Here is a 22,150-nt window from a genome sequence, read left to right as displayed (position 1 = left end):
GATGGCAGCGGCCGTGACAGGCCGCGTCGCGCGCCACGGCAGGCTGCCCGAGTTCGAGGGTGAGTCCTACCGTGTGAGACACGCCCTCATGCAATAGAGGGCTGCTCAGAAATCCCGCTCAGGACCGGTGCGCAAAGTGCTCAGAAATCAGTGACCATTCTGCTCACTTCATCTTGACAAAACACAGTTGAACGGCGTGTGCCTGGCGATGAGCTTGCATAAGACGTCCTGGCTCACGTCCTCGGCGTCCTGTCGCGAGCCCAGATAGGTGTATGCAAGCCGCATCGCAAGGTCCCCGTACGTATCGACCAGGCGGCGTGCCTCCCTCTGCACCTCCCTCTCGCGGTCTCTTCCTCTGAGCATGTCGCGTCTTCTTTCCCTCGCCCTACGAGCGCTCACTGATAACACGTCTGGGACGGCAGAGGTTGACATACAACATATAAAAAGTAGGACGAAGTAGGACGAGTTTCGCTTGGGGGCATATCTCGTACGGCCCTCTTCAATAGAGCATTCGCGCATGAGTGATGGCACGGACAGATGCCAAGCTTGAGCATAGATAGGCAGGAGGGTGGGGGTCCGATGACGAGCGTCCCTATAGCCTACTGTTTTAATTGCTGTCGTGCACGGGGGCTATCTTGTACGCAGGCTAGGCATGTGGGCGTCCACAGGTTATGGAGAGAGGAGGCCATTATGTGAGATACCTAGGGGTGAAACGGAGACTCTGGGATACCAAGCATGCCACTATTCTAAAAGATATCTCACTATTTGCATTCGTCCCTAGTGCTAAATTAGATAAAGTCCTCCCTGAAGTTTTTCCAAGGAGGACCGTGCCAGTCGTAAAAAACCGCCTACGCGGCGCCCGAAAGGGCAGGTATGGCTAAGCCGTATTTTGACTCGCAGTATCGTTCTGACTGGCAATTCAGAACAGGGATAGTGTAGCACCATATGGAGAAGGGGAAGCACATGAATCTTCGCAATACCACAGACGAGTACAACATCGGTCTGGATATGGGCACCAACTCCGTCGGATGGGCAGTTACAGATAAGGTGGGGGCCATCGCGCACTTCAAGGGTATGCCCACTCTGGGCAGCAGGCTTTTTGATGCGGCGCAGACTGCTGCAGAGGCACGTGCGCATCGTGGGCAGCGACGTCGCTATGTCCGTAGGCGGTGGCGACTCGACCTGCTGCAGAGTCTATTCCAGGATGAAATTGACAAAGTCGACTCAGAGTTTTTCATTAGGCTTAGGCAGTCGCGTCTGCATGTGGAGGATCGAGAGGACGGGCACGCAGACTACAAGTGGCCAATCTTTAACGATTCCGATTTTACTGAGGTGGATTATTACAAGCGCTTTCCAACTATCTACCACCTGCGCAAATGGCTGATAGAGACGGATCAGAAGGCTGACATTCGCCTTATCTACCTTGCTGTTCATAATATCGTTAAACATAGGGGCAACTTCCTGCGTGAGAACAACAAGAATCTAAGTTCTCGTAATGCAGACCCTGCTGAGGCAGTAGGGCATTTGCGACTAGCTTTGAACAACTGGTGTTTGGAACGTGGCTATGAGTGCGCTTGGAAAAGCGGGGGAAATGATAACGCTATTCTCAACGTGCTGATTGATGGTGAGAAAAGACGCAGCGACCAGGTAAGGGAGATTGCCAAGCTAACTGGCATCGATTGTGGGGATGCAAAGCAGAGTAGGCAGTGCAACGAGGCAATCGCTAAGGCAATCGTCGGGCTCAAGGCCGAGATGAAGAACATTTTCGGTGAGTTTCCTGCTGAGAAGACATTAATCTATTTATCGTCTGACGATGATGTTGAAGTCGTTCGCGATGCCTGTCCGGACGATAGTGTAGAACTGTTCCAGGCGCTTTGCGAGTTGTACGCGGCCTACATCTTGCAAGGGCTCCTTTCCTACGCGCCTGGCCAGACCATCTCGGTCAATATGGTTAAGAAGTACGATCGGTATGGCGAGGACTTGCACCTGCTCAAGGAACTTACCCGTACATATGCGTCGAAGAGATACGATGCATTTTTCCGCGGGGAGACGTATGAGGGGTCGAGCGACTACGTTGTAGACAAGGCGCAGGGTTACACCAGATATAACCTTGGTACTACCCAGTTGAGTTATGACGACTTCCAGAAGGCGGTCAAGGAGCTCTTCAAGGGAACGGATGCACTGCAAGATGAGCGCTACCAAGGCATGATGGTAGCCTTTGGCGAGCAGAGATTTCTTCGCAGGCTCAAGACAAGCGATAACGGGAGCATCTACTACCAGCTTCACCTAGAGGAACTACATGCCATTCTCGAGAACCAGGGGAAGCACTATCCCTTCCTTCTGGCAGAAGAGGATAAGATTGAATCACTCGTGTCCTTCAGAATTCCCTACTATGTGGGTCCGCTTACCAGGGAAAATGCCGCGGTCGGCCACGACGGTAAAGAACGCTTTGCATGGTCGTCGCGCAGGGATGGCATGGAACACGCCGTCATCACCCCATGGAACTGGGAAGAGATTATCGACCGCGACAAGAGTGCTGAAGACTTCATAATTCGCATGACGGGCGACTGCACCTACCTCCAGGGGGAACCCGTTCTTCCCAAGTGCTCTTTACTCTATGAGGAATTCTGCGCTCTCAACGAACTCAACGGTGCACATTGGACAATTGACGAGGACGATGAGCGTCGTTTTGATGCCGCCCAACGCGAGCGTATCATGTGCGACTTGTTCAGAAGCACTCGTAAGGTCACATACAAGAAGGTCTCCGATTGGTTGGAGCGCGAGGATAGTTTTGTGGGCGCTCGTGTACATGGTGGGCAAGGGGAGCATGGGTTTGAGTCACAGCTTGGCTCATACATATTCTTCTGCAAGGATGTATTCAAAACCGACAGTTTGGATGAGGCCGACTATCCGATGATCGAGCAGATCATCCTTTGGAGCACGCTGTTTGAGGATAGGGACATTCTCAGGCGGAAGATCGAGGAAGCATACGGTGATAGACTGACCACCGAGCAGATAAAGGTCATATGTAAGAAGCGCTTCGCAGGTTGGGGTCGGCTGTCGAAGAAGCTGCTCACAGGCATTAAAGTCGATACGGATACCGGTCGCAAGTCAATTATTGACGTGCTGCGTGAGGGAAATCCGAATGATGGCCAGCGCTCTCGTACGATGGTCTTTATGGAGGTACTCCGCGACGAGGGCCTTGGCTTCCAGAAGGCCGTTGATGACTTCAATAGAGACTATTTTAGTGAGCACAACAATGGCCTTATGGATGTAAACGACCTGCCCGGATCTCCCGCCATCCGGAGAAGTATCAACCAGGCTGTACGTATTGTGGATGAGATCGTCTCCATTGCGAAGAAAGAGCCCGCCAACATCTTCATTGAGGTGACACGTGAGGAGGATGACCCACGCAAGAAAGGCAAGCGCACTAAGAGACGCTATGACGCAATCAAGAGTGCGCTTGAGGTATTTAAGAAAGATGATCCACAGCTTTGGAAGGAACTAACCAAGAAGGATTCAAATAACATGGACGAACGGCTCTCGCTGTACTTCATGCAACGGGGAAAGTGCATGTATTCGGGTCGACCAATCAAAATTGAGGAACTACATACTGGCAAATACGAGGTTGATCATATTATTCCGCGCTCATACATAAAGGACGACAGCCTCGAGAACAAGGTGCTTGTATACCGGGAGGAGAACCAACACAAGACGGACACGTTGCTGATCGACTCCTCCATCAGACGGAAGATGGGCAAATATTGGCGCATGCTGCACAATGCAAAACTGATAGGTGACAAGAAATTTAGGAACCTCTTCCGTGATCATATTGATGATAAGACCATGAAGGGGTTCGTTGCGCGGCAGATTGTCGAGACTAGTCAGATGGTCAAGCTTGTCCAGACGCTGCTTGAGGCGAGGTATCCAGGCGCTCGGATTGTACCTGTGAAGGCCAATATCTCACACGATCTGCGCGATGCAGCCGGTCTCGTAAAGTGCCGTGAGGCCAATGATTTCCATCATGCGCATGATGCCTTCCTCGCCTGTCGCGTTGGTCTCTTCATCCAGAAACGTCATCCCAGCGTATATGACAACCCCATTGGACTCGCACACATCATGCGTGACTATGCCCGTGCGCAAGCGCGGGAGTATAAGAAATCACACTACCTTGCGCATACGAAGGGTTTTATTGTCAATAGCTTCCTCAGCTCGGGTTTTGATAAGGAGACGGGCGAGGTGTTCAAGGACGATTGGGATGCCGAAGCTGAAGTCGAGGGAATTCGTCGCGTGCTTAACTACCGCCAATGCTTCATAAGTCGCATGCCTGTGGAAGCTACTGGAACTTTCTGGGATCAGACAATCTATTCACCAAAGTGCGGAAAGAAATTGACACTTCCGCTCAAGAGAGGGCTTGATCCTGATAGATATGGAAGTTATTCGCGAGAGCAGTTCGCATACTTCTTCATTTACGAAGCACGTGATTTAAAGCATGAGCGGCATATTCTTCAGTTTGCTCAGGTACCCGTGAGAGTTGCAGCGCACATTGCAAAGGATCCCTCTCAGCTCGAAAGCTATGCTGTCAAGCTTGCCGGACAAGCTAACCTCGCATTTGTGCGTATCGTGCGTCGAAGAATTCTAAAAAAGCAACTGCTTGAACTCAATGGCGACAGACTGATTATTACTGGCGTGCGAGAGGTTCGCAATGCAACAGAGTTTGCATTTTCCCTAGACGAAGAGACCCTTATTGAACGCTGCGTTCAAATTGCTAAAGTGGGATCCCTCATCGGGGTTGTGAACGATGAAGATGAGGAGCAACTATCTGCTGATTTAAACGAGCTTTTCTCAAGTCTGGTAAAGCGCGGCCCCAAACTCTGTAACCGACTGTATGCACAGCTTAAGCTCGACAAATATCTATCAAAGTTTGATGAACTGACACTAACTGACAAGGCGAAAGTAGTCCTTCAGTTAATAGCCATTACGAACGGGTCAATTAACATGGCTGATCTTTCTGCATTGGGAAGCTCAAAATATGCGGGATGCATGCAGGTTTCCTACTTTAAGCAGCTCAATGCCCCCATAGGTGAAGTCAATATCATCGACCAGTCTGTGACGGGTATGTTTGAGAGGCGGACGCACATTGGCCTTTAGGAATATTCTTATTGAGAGCCCCTGCAAGTGTACTTATAAGGGAGGCTATCTCGTTGTCCGTAAGGAGGATGAGATAGTAAAGGTGCACCTTTCGGAGATTTCTTCTGTTACGCTACAGTCAACGAGAGCGTTCATTAGTGCCTATCTGCTCTCTGAATTAGCAAAGGCAAAGATTTCGTTCGTCGTGTCAGATGAGAAATGCAATCCAATAGGGCAGTATTTGCCACTCTATGGTGCTCACAACACGAGCAAGCGCATTGCAGAGCAGCTTGAATGGAGTGAACCATCCAAGAAGCGCGTATGGCAGCATGTGGTAAAAGATAAAATTTCACATCAAGCAAGGTTGCTTGAGCTGCGAGGACGAGAGGGATTTTCAGGCCAGATTGAAGGGATGGTGGATGAAGTTAGATCAGGGGATACCACCAATCGTGAGGCTGCTGCCGCGCGCCTCTACTTCCCCGTACTCTTCGGCAATGGCTTTTCGCGTGATATTGATTGCCCCATAAACGCCGCTTTGAACTACGGATATGCAGTCATCCTTTCTGCTGTGAGCTGTGAAATCGTCTCCCGCGGCTATCTTACACCGCTTGGTATCTGTCATAGGAGCGAGTACAACAAGTTCAATCTCGCTTGCGATCTCATGGAGCCCTTCCGGCCCATCGTTGATCGACTCGTCTTCGATAACGTTGAGGTCGACTTTACGAAGGAAACAAGGCGTCTCCTTGCTGACGTACTCAATGTGAGTATTTGCTATCGAGATGGAAAGTATAAGGTCAGCTCAGTTATTTCGCTCTATGTCCAAGATTGTCTCAGCGCACTTTGCAGACGTTTGGCGACGAGCGAGATAGAGCCCTTCGACATCGTATGATCATGGAGGCGAGGATTCGTTATATGAGGCTGATCGTCTTCTTTGACTTGCCAATCGATACCGCTGCGCAGCGCAGGGAGTACCGCCTCTTTCGCAAGTATCTTCTTCATGATGGCTACCTAATGCTTCAGGAGTCCGTTTATGCGAAGCTCGTTACGAACGATGGATCTGCTGGTGCCGCTGTGATGCGATTGAGGAAGAACCGTCCATCCAGTGGTTTGGTTCAGGTGCTTAGAGTGACCGAGAGTCAATTTGCCACTATGGAGTACATAACGGGCAATCGAAGTTCATATGACGAGGTAGATACCATGGAAGAGCTTCTGATCATATGAGGTTGTCGTTTTCAGGGCTTGACGACCCTCTGGACATTCCACCCGGTAGGGGCACAACGCTGGAGATTGCGAACGCCGAGCTGTTCTCTCGCATATGTCTTTCCCTGAGAGAAGGTGAAGGGAGGCAGGCGCTTGAACCCTACACACTTTGGGATGACGACAAGGAACTTTCGCCAAAGGATGCGATGATCTTCATCGAGAGTCCTCTAAATCTGCCGTGGAATAGCAAGCCTCTGCTTGGGACAGTGATAAAGAGATTCCAAGCTGCATTGATGGAAGATGAGTCACTGCGCACCTCTATAGAACAGTCGGCGGCTGACATTGTCTCGAAGTACATGTCTTTGGGCATGACGATGCATGCCGAGTATGATTTTGAAATAGAATGGGACATGCAGAGATTCGTTAAAGCGTTTGGCTTTGGCGTTGATCGCAGTTCACAGCAATCGGTCCTTGATAGCTGCATAGATTTTCTTTCGTTATCTCTTGACGCTGGTGTAACTCAGTGCATCGTGTTTGTCAATCTCAAGACATTTCTAACGAAAAGGGGGCTGGAAGTGTTCTTCGAGCACGTCTTTTTTACGAATATTCCAGTACTTCTTCTCGAGAGATGGACGGATGATATGATTTATGATCACGAGAGTAAAAGAGTGATTGACCTGGACTTTATAGAACGTTGAGTGATAGATACTAGCCAGAAGGGCCGTCCCTTGCAGAGGGGATTTCGCTTCAATGGTTTTGGAGCAGTGTCGTTCTGACTGGTAATCAAACGAGGTTTCCGAAGGCATAGAAGTTGTTTATGTTTTGGAGCAGTGTCGTTCTGACTGGTAATCAAACCATCAGGCCATGGTGAGGTCTTTCCAAGCGGTTTTGGAGCAGTGTCGTTCTGACTGGTAATCAAACCCCAGCTAACGATGCCGTGGTAGTGCGGCTGTTTTGGAGCAGTGTCGTTCTGACTGGTAATCAAACAGCGTCCCCGACTGGCTGCGTCATTATGGGTTTTGGAGCAGTGTCGTTCTGACTGGTAATCAAACCAGAATCACATAGGAGCACGTGACGATGAGTTTTGGAGCAGTGTCGTTCTGACTGGTAATCAAACACACACAACGCCACCGAAGCCGAGCTTATAGTTTTGGAGCAGTGTCGTTCTGACTGGTAATCAAACATGACTCGGACACCGTAAGCGCGTCCAAAGGTTTTGGAGCAGTGTCGTTCTGACTGGTAATCAAACTCGATGCCTGGCAATGATTTCGTTCTTCTCGTTTTGGAGCAGTGTCGTTCTGACTGGTAATCAAACTCGACGAGTCCTATCGACCTAAGCTTAACGTTTTGGAGCAGTGTCGTTCTGACTGGTAATCAAACGCAATCCATGGCCGACATCCCGGCGCGCGTGTTTTGGAGCAGTGTCGTTCTGACTGGTAATCAAACCGCCCGATGCGGTTGAGCAGGGTATTATACGTTTTGGAGCAGTGTCGTTCTGACTGGTAATCAAACCTACACTGACGGTAGGTGTGACGGACTAGGGTTTTGGAGCAGTGTCGTTCTGACTGGTAATCAAACCAGATACCGCTGATATCATGGAGATGGACAGTTTTTGGAGCAGTGTCGTTCTGACTGGTAATCAAACTCTGGATCGGTCGACACCATGACCGCCGGGTTTTTGGAGCAGTGTCGTTCTGACTGGTAATCAAACACGCTCAATATGCCACGCAAGGCGATTATGGTTTTGGAGCAGTGTCGTTCTGACTGGTAATCAAACGAGCGTGCGAGCTCGCCGGCGACCCTGTGGGTTTTGGAGCAGTGTCGTTCTGACTGGTAATCAAACCCGACTTGGCACGCTGATAGACAGCATTGGTTTTGGAGCAGTGTCGTTCTGACTGGTAATCAAACACCGAACGTGCTCTCATGGCATGGCCATACGTTTTGGAGCAGTGTCGTTCTGACTGGTAATCAAACCCCACACCTGCACGGCCTCATCATAGCACGGTTTTGGAGCAGTGTCGTTCTGACTGGTAATCAAACCCGACTTGGCACGCTGATAGACCGCATTGGTTTTGGAGCAGTGTCGTTCTGACTGGTAATCAAACTCTTAGTCTTAACGGCATCTACCCATGGCAGTTTTGGAGCGGTGTCGTTCTGACTGGTAATCAAACCTTTTGAAATATCGAAATCCAACCATTCCTGTTTTGGAGCGGTGTCGTTCTGACTGGTAATCAAACGCATCCACAAAGTCCAGTGGGCAGTGGATGTTTTGGAGCGGTGTCGTTCTGACTGGTAATCAAACATCTCGAGTAACCATCTCATAGTTACCCGTGTTTTGGAGCGGTGTCGTTCTGACTGGTAATCAAACACCTTGCGCCCACAGTAGACGAGCGTGTAGGTTTTGGAGCGGTGTCGTTCTGACTGGTAATCAAACTTATAGCCAAGGCACGTAGCCACCGCATCGCGTTTTGGAGCGGTGTCGTTCTGACTGGTAATCAAACTGGCCTGGCTCTCGCTATCGAAGGAATCAGTTTTGGAGCGGTGTCGTTCTGACTGGTAATCAAACTCGACGAGGCGCTCTCCTCTGACATGGCAGTTTTGGAGCGGTGTCGTTCTGACTGGTAATCAAACGTCGAGAAGGGTCAGTGGAACAGCTTCAGTTTTGGAGCGGTGTCGTTCTGACTGGTAATCAAACGTCGTGGGGCCGGACGCGTACGTGCTCGGGTTTTGGAGCGGTGTCGTTCTGACTGGTAATCAAACGTGAGCGGCTCTATGCCCTCGTCCTCGAGCTCGGGAACGAGGTCGCACAGCGTGCCCCTGCACGGTGCGCACCAGCTAGCATGCCAGATGGTGACCGTTGGCATGAGGTCCTCCTATGGTCGGGGCGGCGGGACTCGAACCCGCACGGCCGCACGGCCACGTGCTCCTGGGGCAGGCGCGTATGCCAGTTTCGCCACGCCCCGGAATCGGGTATACTGCCAATGACGCCGAACTCCACCCGGGTTGACTAGTGCCGGGGCAGAGAATCGGCGTCGTTTCTATTTGATAATCTCTACCAATCCGTTGTGCAAGACAATCAGCCCCTTGGTGTCGCGGAGCCTGAGGACAAAGTCCACAAGAGCCTTTTCGTCGTTCTTGCTAAGCGTCTCGAGAGAGAGGTCAATGACGATTCTCTTTGACTGGCTCAGGCCTGACCCGACGCGCTTCTTAGCCTTGGCAAGGCTGCTCGTCTCAATGCGCTTTATCTCCCATGGATTTCCGTCTATCGTCAGGTCTGGATTCTTCGAACCAGGCACGCTTGACTCGCAATTGAACCTCGCCGAGCTGCCATTCGCTGAAAGCCATGTGACTGCTTGTATCTCCTTGGCCTTGGGCTTTGCCTTGTATTCGGCGCTCACATGCCCGTCAGATATCGACGAGAGGTAGGCGTTGACCGTCTCGTCGTAGCCCTTGCGGCTCTTGCCGGAGGCCCTGTAGTCCCTCCAGACGCGCCCGAAGTCGCTATCGATGCGGCCGCATTCGTCCTGGACGGCGCGCGCCCTCTTCGCACGCTCGCCATCATCAGCCATGCGCCTTGCGGCAAGCTCGGCACGCTTGGCGTCCACCTGCTCGCGCGTCCATGCGTCCCAGTCGTCGACGGCCGGCGCTATCTGGCAGCGGCAGTTCGGGTGTATCGGAGGCAGGTTGACGCCGGGCATGGCGTCCTCGACGCGGAACGTCTTGCCCGACAGGCCCGAGCACTCGGAGCACGTGCGCTCGTCGCCTATCGGCTCGACGCGGTACTCCTCGAAGCCCTCGCGGGCGAGCTCCGCGAGCTGGGCCTGGCGCGAGACGTAGGTGCCCTCGGTATAGACCAGGCGCATGACGCTCGACTCGGAGACGCCCACGAACCGCTTTGACACGGCGTCCGCCAGGCGCTGGTATGACTCTCCCCGCGCCAGGGCCTTGGCCATGTCGTCCTGGACGTAGGCGGCCAGCCTGTCCGCGTTGCCCCAGACCCTCTGGCTGTAGCTCTCGCCAGAGCTCCACTTCGTCCCCACGAAGCGGCGGATCGTGTCGTCGTCCATCGAGTGGAACGACCTGCCGTAGCCCATCGCCTCTGCCACCACGTTGGCACCGCGCGCCGCCTGGCGGGCGCAGTGGGCGCCAAGGCCGTCCGTGGCCTGGGCCGTGGCCCGCGCAAGGTGGAGCCTGGCCGACGCCTGCAGCTCCTCGAGCCGGTCCAGCTTGTAAATGCTCTTGCGCTGTTCCCCGCACGCGCGGATCCTTGACAGCGCCAAAGATTATGTATAAAAGATGGAAGCGAGGAATGAGGGCGTTTCTCACACAAGACAAGGGCCACAGAATACTGTTCTGACCAAACCCCATTAGCAGTTTCGAGAGAAGATTATACATATGGAGAAAGGAGTGTCTTATGTCGATTGCAATTGATTTAGCCGGAAAAACAGCGTTAGTAACAGGGGGAGGGCGCGGATTGGGCAAGGCCGTCGCGCTCGCATTCGCAGAAGCAGGAGCAGATGTTTACATCGGAAATAGAAAGAAAGAGGAAGGGAACCAGACCGTCAGTGAGATCGTCAACATGGGACGCCGCTCAGGATTCTCAAGATGTGACGTATCGGTGGATGCGGATGTGAAACATCTTGTCGAAGATGCAGTCGAATTCGGCAGCGGAACGTTGAATTGCCTCGTCAACGTTGCCGGTGTCATTTCGACGGACGATTTCATGCTGACGACCGACGAAGAAATTCGGCGCATTTTCGACATCAACGTCATTGGCACACAGCATGTCCTGAAGTATGGACTGCAGGTTATGCAGAAGCAAGGCTTCGGCAATATCGAGACCTTCTCCTCTATCGCAGGACGCGGCGGAATGGGAATGCTCCCCATGTACTGCGCCACAAAAGCAGCGGTCATTAATATGACACAGAGCGCTGCGAAGAATGCCGCGCCTTACGGCATCCGCGTCAACAGCATTGCACCGGGAATCATCCGCACGAATATGTGGGAAGAAATTCTCGACGGCATGGCAAGCGGCGGCGATCCAAAGAGCAGAAGAAAGGATGTTTCCGAGGAGGAAAGGGAAGCTCTCTGGCAGGATTCGGTCAAGTCGCTCATTCCGCTCGGCAGAGCCCAGAAGCCCGAAGACATCGCCTATGCTGCCGTATTTATTGCATCGGACTTAGCACGAGAAATCACAGGCCAGGTCATTGCCATTGACGGTGGAACCACCATGACGTATTGACAGAGGCCGTATTGAACAGGTAGAAGAAACATCGACAAGAACAGGCATTCGGCCTGTTCTTTTCGTATGGGCTTTCCAAAGATTGGGGTACTGATCCCCGCGCGTGAATGATCCCATAGACCTAGAACGCGGGGGCGAAGGTCAGCTATGGGAGATGAAGAACGTTGGTGATGAAAGGCATTCCATCAAGGGAACCATGCGCAACGCCTACCACAAATGGCTGAGGCTCGGACTTGACGCGGACGCTGACGCCCGCGTGGTTGTCACATCATATGGTGCCAGCAGAGGAAGCGTCGCTAGCCTAGCGTTGTGGAACGTAACGTGTGGGTGTCTTTCTCCTCGATGTGGGTGCCAATCGATTCGTGTGGGTGTCTTTCTCCCGCATGCTGCCCATAAAACAGCAGGTCGCCGGGAGCTCGTCCGGGAAAAAGGCACCCACACGCGGCAGATGGCACCCACACGGGCGGAGAACCGAACCCACAGACGGGGCGCGTCCACCTACAGGTGGGAAGGGACTTCCTACGTCGGCGGGCAGAAGATGAAAGACCCCCAGAACCAGGTATCGTCACGCTCATCGCCTTCGTTCGCGCAACCTCCAAAAAAAGAGACCTTCGCCGCATTCCAGGGACACGATGCTTCGGGGCGCTCGAAGGCCTTAATCATTGTACAACGTGCTTGCCCGAGTCGTCCGCCCGCTACCACACAAACGTGTGGTTGTACATTTCGCCGTTGTCGATGACGATGTCCTGAGCTGTCATGGACTCGTTCCGTAGCGCGACGAACAGGATCCAATCAGCGGCCTCGCGTGCGGACAGCCACTTCCTCAGCGGTGTCATGCGCATGATCTTTGCCCACGTGGCGTCCTCGTACACCCGATCGTTCAGGGGCGTATCCACTCCGCCGAACGAGAGCGAGTTGCAGGTGGCGCGGGGAGCTATCTGCTTGGCGGTCCACTTGGTATATGACAGCACCGCCCCCTTCGAGGCTGTGTAGGCGCCAAGCTCCGCACCGGTGTGGGCCGAGGTGGACGCGAGGTTGACGACGGAGCGTATGCTTGGATTGTGGAGCGCGTAGCGTTCCGTGCAGCGCATGACGCTCATCACGTTGTTGGTCAGGACCTGCCGGTCGTCGCCCTCCTGGATGCCCGCATTGTTGATGAGGGTGGTCACGTCGTCGATGGCCGGCAGCGGATCGACGCTGACGTCAGTGCCCGCGTGTGGCACCAGTCGGAAGCCATCGCTCGCCACGCACAGAGCGGCCGTCTCGTCCAGGTCGCGCCTCATGTCGATGGCGTGTACGACGCACGTGTGGCCTTGGGAGTCCGCGCAGGAAAACAGCTGGGACAGCTGCGCGCAGGTTGCCTGGCCAATGCCCGATGCGGCGCCGGTGACCACGACTGTCATGTTCTGGGCAATCACAAGAGCCCCCTCCCGACGGGTTCGCTATCGAACGAGGTTCTGCCGATACGACTCATGGACATCGTTGCGGAAATACTTCGTGAGGTACTCCGTGCCGATGTCGTTCTTCTCCCAGGATCTCACGATGGCAAAGGCCCACGGCGAGAAGACGACCTCGCAGAGCAGTTCGAAGAGCATGCCGATGAGTGCGCCCCACAGGCACTGTTCGACCGACCATCCAAAGAAGCTGTAGCTGACGATGAAGGCGAAGACGCAGTTGTCAACAAACTGGGAGACGAGTGTCGATCCCCAGGAGCGAACGATGAAGCTGAGGAAGTTGTCGTGCCTGACGACCGTACGCAGGCCCCAGTTGGCGAACGCGTCGACGAAGGACGACACGATGTAGGCGGTGACGGATCCCAGTACGATGAACCACGTGCTGGCGATGGTGGCATTGAGTGCGTCATTGATGGCGGAGGTGGCCTCGGGATGGTCGAGGGACGCCGACCAGGCGCCGGGGATGATGGCTGCCACCGTCATGAGACCTGCGGCAACGAGATTGATGCCCACAGCAAACAGCGATACGAGCACCGAGGCTCGCGGGCCGAAGCGCTTGGCCACCGTGTCCTCGCACAGGGCCTCCTCCCACGAGAGCAAAAAGCCACAGTCCAGGCCGAGCCAGGGCGGAAGGCCGCTGATGGACTTGCTTGCGAACAGGTTCATCAGGACGACCGTGAGGCAGAGGAACGCGATGAGCGTGGAGGGGATGGACCTCAGGAGACAGGCGGTCTCCTTCACTAGGCGCTTTGCCGCTTGATACAAAGACATGGGATTCCCTTCTGCTGTTATTTTTTGTTTATGCGCAGTGGGTGACATGCAGAGGACAAACACTGCGAGCAAGATGCGTTAGCTACCATAGCGCTTGGCGTCGTGGCTTTCTATCGCGACAGATCGCATGCCTCTCTGTCTGCGCAAGGAAGGTGAGGACCTGAGCCTCTCCGGTCGGCCATATGTACCTTCGCTTTGTTCTATGATATGCAGCATTGTTAGCTCACCAGAGAGAAAGGGTAGATATGGGCCTCATGCAGGTGCTCTCTGCCGCTTTGATCATTGCTCTCGTCATCATCGTGCTGGCGATGGGGTACGTCAAGGCGCCACCAGACCACGTCTATATCATTTCGGGCTTTGGCAAGCAGCCGCGCTATCTCATCGGTCGCGCCGGCGTGCGCATCCCATACCTGCAGCGTGTTGACAGGCTGTCACTCAAGATGCTCTCGGTCGACGTTAAGACCACCAAGACCATCCCTACGCTCGACTACATCAACATCATGGTCGACTCGGTTGCCGTGGTGAAGGTCGCGAACACGAGCGAGGCCATCGCCCGCGCCGCCGAGAACTTCCTCAACCGCGACTCCGACTACATCAACGGCATGGTCGTCAACGTGCTTGAGGGCAACCTCCGCGAGATCATCGGTGGCATGCGCTTGGTGGAGATCATGAACGATCGTAAGACCTTTGCGGCCAAGGTGCAGGAGAACGCCAGTGCCGACATGCAGCGCATGGGTCTGGAAATCGTCTCGTTCAACATCCAGAACATCGATGACGCGGGGCTTGGCGTGATCGAGAACCTGGGCATCGCCAATACCGTGGCCATCCAGCAGAACGCCCAGATCTCCAAGGCCAATGCCGAGAAGGAGATCGAGGTTGCCCGGGCCCAGGCCAACAAGGTGGCCAACGATGCCCGCATCGAGTCCGAGACGGCCATCGCCGAGCGGAACAACGCCCTGGCCCTCAAGCAGGCTGCGCTCAAGACCGAGGCGGACACGGCTGCCGCCAAGGCCGACGCCGCCAAGGGCATCGAGGCGCAGCGGCAGCAGAAGGCCATCAACACCGAGCAGGTCAACGCCGAGATCGCCAAGACGGACCGCGAGGCCGAGCTCAAGTCGAAGGAGGTCTCCGTCAGGGAACAGGAGCTTGATGCCACGGTCAAGAAGCAGGCGGATGCCGACCGCTATGCCGTCGAGCAGCGTGCCCAGGCGGATCTCGCCCAGCGCCAGCGCCAGGCGGAGGCCGAGCTCTATACCGCCCAGAAGAAGGCGGAACAGATCAAGGCCCAGGCCGTGGCAGACGCCGAGGCAACCCGCGTGCGCGGTCAGGGCGAGGCGGATGCCGTGCGCGCCAAGGGCGAGGCAGAGGCGGAGGCGGCAAAGGTCAAGGGTCTGGCCGAGGCCGCGGCGGCAAAGGCCAAGGGCATCGCCGAGGCAGAGGCCATGGACAAGAAGGCCGAGGCGCTGCGCAAGTATGGCCAGGCCGCCCTTGCCCAACAGGTCATCGGCCTGCTTCCCGACATCATCTCCGCGGCGTCCAAGCCCGTCGAGGGCATCGACGCCATCAACATCTACTCGACGGTCGGTGGTTCGGGAGAGGGCGAGGGCGCACCCACGTCGGGCGTGACGTCCATCGCACCGCAGTCCATCAAGGCCGCCTTCGACATGGTCAAGTCCGTGACGGGCGTGGACCTTGCCGACGTCATGCGCGCGGACACCTACGATGCCAAGGTGAATCGCAACATCACCATTGGCAGTGAGGAGGCGGACGCCATGGCCGATGCCGCACAGGACGTTGCGAGTGCCGTCAAGGACGCGACCGACACGCAGCGATAGGCCCAGCCCTGCTCCCGGCGCACTGCAGCCGCCCCGTTTCCTGCGAGGCGGCTGCTTGTATGTTCCGTGTGATGCGGGCATGGCCGCGGCATGGGACTGCCGGCTGGAACGAGCTCTCATATCCTGAGGTGGCGCGAGGCCATCTGTGCGGAAACGCGGTTTCCCCCGTCGTGTGCCAGCAGCCGACATGCACGCCTCATCTGGTCACTTATGGACGTAGGGTCCCTATGATGTCCGCACGTGCCTCAGCGTACGAGAGTTCGTCCCGCGCTTGGGCCATGGTGCCCCGACTGGTCTGCGCGCCCCTCGTTCGGCTAAGATATGAGAATGGATGGGTGGCAATGACGTTCAACAGGTCGGCGCGGCCTGCGGAAGGGAAGTGCTCATGTACAACGTTCGCGAGGTAGGCAGGGACATCTGGTGGCTTGGCGCATCCGACAGACGCCTCGAGCTCTTTGAGAATGTCTATCCCCTTCCCGAGGGCATGGCGTACAACGACTATCTCATCATGAGCGAGAAGACCTGCCTTGTGGATGGCGTGGACGCCGCGGTGCGTGACCAGTTTGAGGAGAACCTCACCCACGTGCTTGCCGGCCGTCCGCTCGACTACATGGTGGTCCAGCACATGGAGCCGGACCACTGTGCCATCATCCCAGAGCTCCTGCGCGCACATCCCAAGCTCAAGATCCTTGCCAGTGCGCAGGCCATCAGGATGATGGGCCAGTTCTTTGATGTCGACGTGGCCTCCCGCACGCAGGCCGTCAAGGAGGGTGACACGCTCGATCTGGGCGGCCACGCGCTCTCCTTCGTGTCCGCACCCATGGTGCACTGGCCCGAGGTCATGGTGTCGTTTGACGCCGCTACCGGTGCGCTCTTCTCTGCGGACGCCTTTGGCGCCTTTGGCGCCCTCTCGGGCAACCTCTTTGCCGACGAGGTGGAGTGGGAGCGAGACTACGCCGACGAGGCGCGTCGCTACTATGCCAATATCGTGGGCAAGTACGGTCCCCAGACGACGGCGCTACTCAAGAAGGCCTCCGCCCTGGACATCAGGCTCATCCTGCCACTGCACGGCCATCTCTGGCGCCAGGACTTCGACCAGCTGGTGAACCGCTATGTCAAGTGGGGTAGCTATACCCCCGAGCTGGATTCCGTCTGCATCTTCTATGGCTCCGTCTACGGTCACACGGCTGCGGCGGCGGACATCCTCGCCTCCAGGCTTGCCGAGCGCGGCGTGCACGACGTCCGCGTGTATGACAGCTCCAAGACGCACGTGTCCGAGCTGGTCTCCCGCGCGTTCCAGTACTCCACGCTCGTGTTTGCGTCATCCACGTACAACCTGCAGATTTTTGATGGCATGGACGAGCTCGTGCAGGACCTCGCCAAGCACAACCTGCAGGACCGTACGGTCGCCATCATGGAGAACGGCACGTGGTCGCCGCAGGCGGGGACACTCCTCACGCGACAGCTGGAAGCCATGAGGGGCATGACCCTGCTCGATCCGATGGTCAAGATCTGCTCCGCCGTGAGGAAGGACTCGCTGGCGCAGATCGATGCGTTGGCGGACGCCCTCGTGGCGTCCCTGGGCACGTAGCCCTAAGGAGCGCGACCCCTCTTGATCAAGCTTGTGCTCTCGGACATGGATGGCACGCTCGTGCCGTTTGGCCGTGATGCCATCTCGCGCCGCACGGCCGACGCCATTCGCATGCTGCACATGGCAGGCATCGACTTCGGCCCCGCGACGGGGCGCGAGCCCGTCGACCTCCGGCGCTTCTTTCGGGGAGAGGAGCGGCTGTTCTCCACGGGCATCATGGCCAACGGCAAGCTCGTCTCGTACCGTGGCAGGCTCCTGCGTACCATCTATCTGGATCACGAGGGCCTTCAGCGGCTCGCCGGGCTTGCCTGCGAGCGAGATGACTGCACCCTCAACATCTATGTCCCCTGCAAGGACGAGCGAGGTCGCGCGAGTGCCCACGTGCAGTTTGTGGGCGTGAGCGATGCTGAGCTTGCCAGCGCGCGAGGGGTGACGGGCCTCGCCCTGATGGGGGAGGCCACCGACCGCCTGCCCTCCGTCCCCCTGATCTCGGCTGGCTTCATGTGCCTGGGATCCACGCGGCAGGACGCCGTAAGCCAAGCTCGGGAGATGCGCCCGCAGCTCTACAGGTTGTGCCCCCAGTTTGACTTCCTGCGTCCCTCCCCACCGTTCTTCGATGTGCTTCCTAAGGGATGGAACAAGGCGGCGGCGCTTGGCATTCTGGAGGAGTCGTTGGGCATAGCACGTGACGAGATTGCCTTCTTTGGCGACTCGGAGAACGATGTGGCGATGCTCGAGGCCGTGCCCAACTCGTTTGCCATGGAGAATGCCACGCCAGCCGCTAAGGCGGCGGCGCGCTTTCATATCGGTGATGCGGGGGAGGATGCCGTTGCCCAGGTGATGGAGGCCATTGCCAGTCATGGGGGAGAGCTTGTGATTCCTCCCTCCATCTCGCGCGACTAGCACGGGCGGTCAGGTTCCCATGGCAGAGGTGAGCGTAGCCACCCATCATGTGATGCAGGCCAACAAGAGCAAGGACACCAAGCCCGAGTTGGTGGTTCGTCATGAGCTGCGCGTGCGTGGCCTGTCGGGCTATCGCCTGCACTGGAAGAAGGCGGCGGGCAGGCCCGACATCTGCTATCCGGGGCGTAAGGTCGCCGTCTTCGTGCAGGGCTGCTACTGGCATCGCTGTCCCTACTGCGCCTTGCCCCTGCCCAAGAGCAACGTGGACTTCTGGGAGCGAAAGTTTGCGCGCAATCGGGCGCGCGACGAGCGTGACCAGAGACTCTTGGTCGAGGACGGCTGGACGGTCGCCGTGGTGTGGGAATGCCATCTCAAGCAGGGCCGCCGGGAACGCACCATGGATGACCTCGAGCGGGTCATCCGTACGGCAGGTGATCCCGCCCGCAGGGGAGGCCGTCTGGTCGAGGTGGGGGCATCCGCCCCCTGGAGGCTGCGCATGGTGCGCGAGCGCTTCGCCCGACCGCGGCGCTAGTGCCGGCATGCCCCTGCCGACGGAGGGCGCACGCTTGCCTAGGGGGCACAAAAGCGTCAAGCTAGTGAGGGAATGCAGGATGCGGTTCATATGGCCTTGGGCGATCCATCGTGATCGATGGGGGAGTGATCATGGTAACCTATGTGTTCTCTGATGTGCACGGCCACCTGGCACCACTTCAGAGGTTGTTCGAACGAGTGGCGCCCAGTGCCGATGACACCATCTTCATGTTGGGTGACATGGTCGACCGCGGTCCCGATCCGGTTGGCGTCATGCGGTTCTGTCACGACCTTCCGGGCGCGCACGTCCTCATGGGCAACCACGAGGACCTCATGATGTCCTACATGCATGCGCAGAACGATCCCGTTGCCCGTATGAACTGGGAGATCAACGGAAGCGGCCCCACGATGGCGGGACTCCAGGCGCTCGATGCCATGGTGCGCGACGAGCTGCTCGATTGGGTGGGCTCGCTTCCCGTCAGCGCGCTGGCGCAGGTGGGGGAGAGGTCCTACATCCTGGTGCACGCCGGCATCCGCTCGGAGGGGCTGAAGCCTCGTCCGGCGTGGACGCTCGACGACCTTCGGCAGCTCATCGCCGAGCAGGACATCGAGGACCTGCTGTGGATTCGCGAGGAGTTCTGGGGCGCACCAACGGGCCTGCTCGACAGCGAGGGCAAGGGGCCCATTGTCATTGCGGGCCACACGCCCACGGTGTACCTCGAGGGCATGGCTGACGTGCTCGAACGTTCCCCGCGGGACGAGAACGGCCTCTGCCGCCAGGTGAAGGTGGGCGCGGTTCCGGCGACGTCCATGGTCGCCGACCGTTGGGACATCGATTCTGGTGCGGCGGGTGGTGCGGGCTTTGGCCAGGTGTCCATGGTCCGCCTCGAGGACGGCGAGGAGTTCTACGAGCCCATCCGCGAGGGCGAGTAGCCATGGATCGCCGTCCAGGCGCTGCGTCGGAGCTGGTGGCATCGCCCCTCCCCGCGGTGTTCGACCGCGAGAGTCGCGTCCTCATCCTGGGGACGCTCCCCAGTCCCGCGTCACGGGAGCGCGGCTGCCACTACGGCAATCCACAGAACCGCTTCTGGCGCGTGCTGAGCGCCCTCTGGGACGAGGAGGAGCCCAGGGACAACGAGGGGCGTCGGTCGCTCCTGTGCCGCCGTCACCTGGCCCTGCACGACGTGCTGGCGAGTGCGCGCATCACGGGCGCCTCCGACGCATCCATCCGGGATCCCGTTCCCAACGACCTCGCCCCCCTCCTTGCCACCACGCAGGTCCGTGCCATCTTCTGTACGGGACAGGCTGCAGGCAGGCTCTATCGCACCTACCTCGAGCCGCAGGTGGGCATGACGTGCACCGTGCTGCCCTCGACGAGCCCTGCCAATGCGCGATGGCGCCTCGAGGACCTCGTGCGCGCTTACGCGCCGGTGCGCGAGGCCGCCGAGAGGGGCATGTGCCCATGAGCGGCGGGCGGGTGGCCGGCGGGAGCGGGCCGTCCCATGGGTCCACGCTGGTGCGCCGTCCTGCGGCGGAGCTGCTCCATGGATGCGTTCACATCGAACGCCAGCGTGAGGGGTGGGTACGGCCGTGGCGCCTCACCCCTCATCAGATGCGCGCGCTGGGGAGCTGCCAGGCGTGGCACCCAGGGCTCTTTCGCCAGATGGCAGCGGCGACATCGGGCATCTGCCTGGAGCTTGAGACAGACTCCTCCGAGGTTGCTCTGCAGCTACGACTCGACGAGGAGCCTTCGGGCACCGCGCGTGCGCTTGACTACGTGCCCCAGACCCGGGGCGAGGGGATGCCCGCCCCACACGATGGCCTGAGCGTGGAGGTGGATGGGCGCCGGCTGTCCGCACGCATGCCTGCGGTGGGCGAGTGTGAGGTGCGCCTTGCCCTGGACGATCCCGCCCAGGCGCCCGCTGCAGGGGCCATCATGCAGCTGCCTGGCTTGGGGGGCACCCATCACGTACGCGTGTGGCTACCGCTGTTGCGTGGTTGCTCGCTCAGGGAGGTGCTGGGCAACGGTACCAGCATCGAGCCCGTCCCCCAGCGCAGGCAGCTGCTCGTGCTGGGGGACTCCATCGCGCAGGGATTCGTCGCGGGCGAGCCCGCGCACAGCTGGACGGTGCGTGTCGCAAGGCGCCTGGGGCTCGATCTCGTCAATCAGGGGATCAGTGGGCAGGTGTTCCAACCGGGCACGGTCCTGGGCCTGCAGGGGAGGGTCGACCCCGCCTGCATCGTGGTGGAGCTTGGCGAGAACTACCGCTACGAACCCTGCCGCGCGCGTTTGGTGGCGCGGGACATCCGTTCCTACCTGACGGAGGTCTCGCGGCTCTGGCCACAGGTGCCCACCTTTGCGCTCACGCCGCTGTGGCATGCGGAGGACGCATGGCCCTCGCATGCCATGAGCTGCTGGAAGGAGGTGCCCAGGCTCATCTGCGCCCATGCGTTGCCACACGAGCAGATGCATGTGGTGGATGGTGCCACCCTGCTCGAGGCGCGCACGTCGCTGCTGGCGGATGGCTACGAGCACCCAGGAGCGCAGGGCAACGCGCAGATCGCCTCCCGGCTGGGCGCCTTCATCACGGCGCACACGGAGCGTGACGAGGACCTGCGCGCCCGGGCGGTCCGAGCGCTTGAGGGGGCGCCCCGCAGGACGCTGCCCCTGCGCGAGATGCTGCGCCGCGGGCTGGGAGCCGTCACCTATGCGAGTGCTGGCTGCGTCCTGATGACGACGTCTGATGGCATCCAGACCTTCTGGGCACGCGACCGCGATGAGGGGCGTGACGTCATAGCCACCCTTGTGGACGCTCCCGTGGTGGTGGCGTTGGAGCCCGCGCTCGTGCGTGACATCGAGCTCATACGGGGGCTCACGGAAGTGCGTCCCTATAGCCTCTCGTACTACGAGGACGAGCCGCTGCCCGTGGACGTGCACCATCCCATACGGGTGCTGGACGAGTCACATCTGCCCCAGGTGTGCGAGGAGTACCTTCCGCTGGGCTTTGCCACCGAGGACGAGCTGAGGACGCTGCTGCGTGCCGGTGGGATGCTCGGTGGCTTTGATGGTGGGAGGCTCGTGGGGTTCGTCGGCGAGCATCCTTGCGGCTCGTTGGGCATGCTGCAGGTGCTTAGGCCCTTTCGACGCAGGGGGTGGGGACGCGCCCTCATGGCTGCCAAGATCAACGAGCAGCTCGCGCGGGGCTGGACGCCTTGGAGCGAGACATTCCCAGACAACAAGGCGTCGCTCGCCCTCCAACGCTCACTGGGCCTCCACGTGACTCCTGCCAACGAGCAGTGCTACCTGTCAGCCCCCACCAATCCCACCTCGCCGTCCTGTTCGAGTCGTACGCAATTTGTCGGCGACTGATGACGAGTCGTTCGCAATTCTTGCGAGCGACCATTTCTAAGTTCCCTGCTACATGAGTTGTTGATATCGTATTGTTCGTATTCTCATGCGAGAAAAATGCGAACGACTCCCAGCGAACTCGGG

The 22,150-nt window shown here is 57.8% G+C and carries 16 protein-coding genes, 1 tRNA gene and 1 CRISPR repeat array; of the genes, 12 read left to right on the top strand and 5 right to left on the bottom strand.

What is annotated here, in order from left to right; all coding sequences use genetic code 11:
- Positions 1-168: 168 nt before the first annotated feature.
- Positions 169-363 (bottom strand): sigma factor, encoded by a 195-nt coding sequence (locus HMPREF1316_RS01410; RefSeq protein WP_021725086.1) that lies wholly within the window; start codon positions 361-363, stop codon positions 169-171.
- A 600-nt stretch (positions 364-963) separates the two neighbouring features.
- Here HMPREF1316_RS01410 and cas9 point away from each other — a divergent pair.
- The 4 genes from cas9 to csn2 are packed head-to-tail and all read left to right on the top strand — an operon-like array spanning position 964 to position 7,028.
- Complete coding sequence (gene cas9 / locus HMPREF1316_RS01405) at positions 964-5,151, top strand: type II CRISPR RNA-guided endonuclease Cas9 (RefSeq protein ID WP_021725096.1); 4,188 nt, start codon at positions 964-966, stop codon at positions 5,149-5,151.
- A complete protein-coding gene (gene cas1 / locus HMPREF1316_RS01400; RefSeq protein ID WP_332248142.1) occupies positions 5,123-6,019 on the top strand; it encodes a type II CRISPR-associated endonuclease Cas1 in 897 nt (298 codons plus the stop codon). Before cas9 ends, cas1 begins: the two co-directional genes overlap by 29 nt.
- 23 nt (positions 6,020-6,042) lie before the next feature.
- Positions 6,043-6,351, top strand: coding sequence for a CRISPR-associated endonuclease Cas2 (gene cas2 / locus HMPREF1316_RS01395; protein WP_040650807.1), 309 nt, complete (start codon positions 6,043-6,045; stop codon positions 6,349-6,351).
- The gene (gene csn2 / locus HMPREF1316_RS01390) at positions 6,348-7,028 is read left to right on the top strand and encodes a type II-A CRISPR-associated protein Csn2 (protein ID WP_040650778.1); all 681 of its coding nucleotides are present in this window, start codon (positions 6,348-6,350) and stop codon (positions 7,026-7,028) included. The genes cas2 and csn2 overlap by 4 nt, the downstream gene beginning before the upstream one ends.
- Before the next feature lie 55 nt (positions 7,029-7,083).
- Positions 7,084-9,090: a CRISPR direct-repeat array (repeat unit 36 nt; unit sequence GTTTTGGAGCAGTGTCGTTCTGACTGGTAATCAAAC).
- Positions 9,091-9,206: 116 nt separating this feature from the next.
- Here csn2 and HMPREF1316_RS01385 read toward each other — a convergent pair.
- Positions 9,207-9,293, bottom strand: a tRNA-Leu gene (locus HMPREF1316_RS01385).
- 75 nt (positions 9,294-9,368) lie between these two features.
- Positions 9,369-10,610, bottom strand: coding sequence for a minor capsid protein (locus tag HMPREF1316_RS12965; protein ID WP_021725075.1), 1,242 nt, complete (start codon positions 10,608-10,610; stop codon positions 9,369-9,371).
- A 134-nt stretch (positions 10,611-10,744) separates the two neighbouring features.
- On the opposite strand from HMPREF1316_RS12965, the gene HMPREF1316_RS01375 reads away from it, so the two are divergent.
- Positions 10,745-11,572 (top strand): SDR family NAD(P)-dependent oxidoreductase, encoded by an 828-nt coding sequence (locus tag HMPREF1316_RS01375; protein WP_021725098.1) that lies wholly within the window; start codon positions 10,745-10,747, stop codon positions 11,570-11,572.
- Between the two features lie 695 nt (positions 11,573-12,267).
- Here HMPREF1316_RS01375 and HMPREF1316_RS01370 read toward each other — a convergent pair.
- A complete protein-coding gene (locus tag HMPREF1316_RS01370) occupies positions 12,268-12,975 on the bottom strand; it encodes an SDR family NAD(P)-dependent oxidoreductase (RefSeq protein WP_040650801.1) in 708 nt (235 codons plus the stop codon).
- 39 nt (positions 12,976-13,014) lie between these two features.
- Positions 13,015-13,797, bottom strand: a complete 783-nt coding sequence (locus tag HMPREF1316_RS01365) for a VUT family protein (RefSeq protein WP_021725102.1) — start codon at positions 13,795-13,797, stop codon at positions 13,015-13,017.
- Positions 13,798-14,042: 245 nt separating this feature from the next.
- Here HMPREF1316_RS01365 and HMPREF1316_RS01360 point away from each other — a divergent pair, with 245 nt between their 5' ends.
- The 7 genes from HMPREF1316_RS01360 to HMPREF1316_RS01330 all read left to right on the top strand — a co-directional run bounded on the left by HMPREF1316_RS01360 (position 14,043) and on the right by HMPREF1316_RS01330 (position 22,027).
- On the top strand, positions 14,043-15,632 hold the full coding sequence (locus HMPREF1316_RS01360; protein WP_021725072.1) for a flotillin family protein: 1,590 nt from the start codon (positions 14,043-14,045) through the stop codon (positions 15,630-15,632).
- 385 nt (positions 15,633-16,017) lie between these two features.
- Positions 16,018-17,223 (top strand): FprA family A-type flavoprotein, encoded by a 1,206-nt coding sequence (locus HMPREF1316_RS01355; protein ID WP_040650776.1) that lies wholly within the window; start codon positions 16,018-16,020, stop codon positions 17,221-17,223.
- Between the two features lie 21 nt (positions 17,224-17,244).
- Positions 17,245-18,126, top strand: coding sequence for an HAD family hydrolase (locus HMPREF1316_RS01350; RefSeq protein ID WP_021725099.1), 882 nt, complete (start codon positions 17,245-17,247; stop codon positions 18,124-18,126).
- 19 nt (positions 18,127-18,145) lie between these two features.
- On the top strand, positions 18,146-18,658 hold the full coding sequence (locus tag HMPREF1316_RS01345) for a very short patch repair endonuclease (protein ID WP_021725103.1): 513 nt from the start codon (positions 18,146-18,148) through the stop codon (positions 18,656-18,658).
- Between the two features lie 131 nt (positions 18,659-18,789).
- Positions 18,790-19,590, top strand: coding sequence for a metallophosphoesterase family protein (locus tag HMPREF1316_RS01340; protein WP_040650774.1), 801 nt, complete (start codon positions 18,790-18,792; stop codon positions 19,588-19,590).
- A gap of 2 nt (positions 19,591-19,592) precedes the next feature.
- Positions 19,593-20,123, top strand: coding sequence for a DNA-deoxyinosine glycosylase (locus HMPREF1316_RS01335; protein ID WP_021725067.1), 531 nt, complete (start codon positions 19,593-19,595; stop codon positions 20,121-20,123).
- On the top strand, positions 20,120-22,027 hold the full coding sequence (locus tag HMPREF1316_RS01330; RefSeq protein WP_051332862.1) for a GNAT family N-acetyltransferase: 1,908 nt from the start codon (positions 20,120-20,122) through the stop codon (positions 22,025-22,027). Before HMPREF1316_RS01335 ends, HMPREF1316_RS01330 begins: the two co-directional genes overlap by 4 nt.
- Positions 22,028-22,150: the final 123 nt, after the last annotated feature.

Origin of the sequence: Olsenella profusa F0195, from assembly GCF_000468755.1 — a bacterium.
Classification (GTDB): Bacteria; Actinomycetota; Coriobacteriia; order Coriobacteriales; family Atopobiaceae; genus Olsenella_F; species Olsenella_F profusa.
The sequence above is the reverse complement of the archived record's forward strand: the minus strand, read 5'-3'. Positions and strand labels throughout refer to the sequence as shown.

Coding starts and splice junctions, on each gene's coding strand:
- HMPREF1316_RS01410 (WP_021725086.1), bottom strand. CDS start 363: ATGCTCAGAGGAAGAGACCGCGAGAGGGAGGTGCAGAGGGAGGCACGC.
- cas9 (WP_021725096.1), top strand. CDS start 964: ATGAATCTTCGCAATACCACAGACGAGTACAACATCGGTCTGGATATG.
- cas2 (WP_040650807.1), top strand. CDS start 6,043: ATGAGGCTGATCGTCTTCTTTGACTTGCCAATCGATACCGCTGCGCAG.
- csn2 (WP_040650778.1), top strand. CDS start 6,348: ATGAGGTTGTCGTTTTCAGGGCTTGACGACCCTCTGGACATTCCACCC.
- HMPREF1316_RS01375 (WP_021725098.1), top strand. CDS start 10,745: ATGTCGATTGCAATTGATTTAGCCGGAAAAACAGCGTTAGTAACAGGG.
- HMPREF1316_RS01370 (WP_040650801.1), bottom strand. CDS start 12,975: ATGACAGTCGTGGTCACCGGCGCCGCATCGGGCATTGGCCAGGCAACC.
- HMPREF1316_RS01365 (WP_021725102.1), bottom strand. CDS start 13,797: ATGTCTTTGTATCAAGCGGCAAAGCGCCTAGTGAAGGAGACCGCCTGT.
- HMPREF1316_RS01360 (WP_021725072.1), top strand. CDS start 14,043: ATGGGCCTCATGCAGGTGCTCTCTGCCGCTTTGATCATTGCTCTCGTC.
- HMPREF1316_RS01355 (WP_040650776.1), top strand. CDS start 16,018: ATGTACAACGTTCGCGAGGTAGGCAGGGACATCTGGTGGCTTGGCGCA.
- HMPREF1316_RS01345 (WP_021725103.1), top strand. CDS start 18,146: ATGGCAGAGGTGAGCGTAGCCACCCATCATGTGATGCAGGCCAACAAG.
- HMPREF1316_RS01340 (WP_040650774.1), top strand. CDS start 18,790: ATGGTAACCTATGTGTTCTCTGATGTGCACGGCCACCTGGCACCACTT.
- HMPREF1316_RS01335 (WP_021725067.1), top strand. CDS start 19,593: ATGGATCGCCGTCCAGGCGCTGCGTCGGAGCTGGTGGCATCGCCCCTC.
- HMPREF1316_RS01330 (WP_051332862.1), top strand. CDS start 20,120: ATGAGCGGCGGGCGGGTGGCCGGCGGGAGCGGGCCGTCCCATGGGTCC.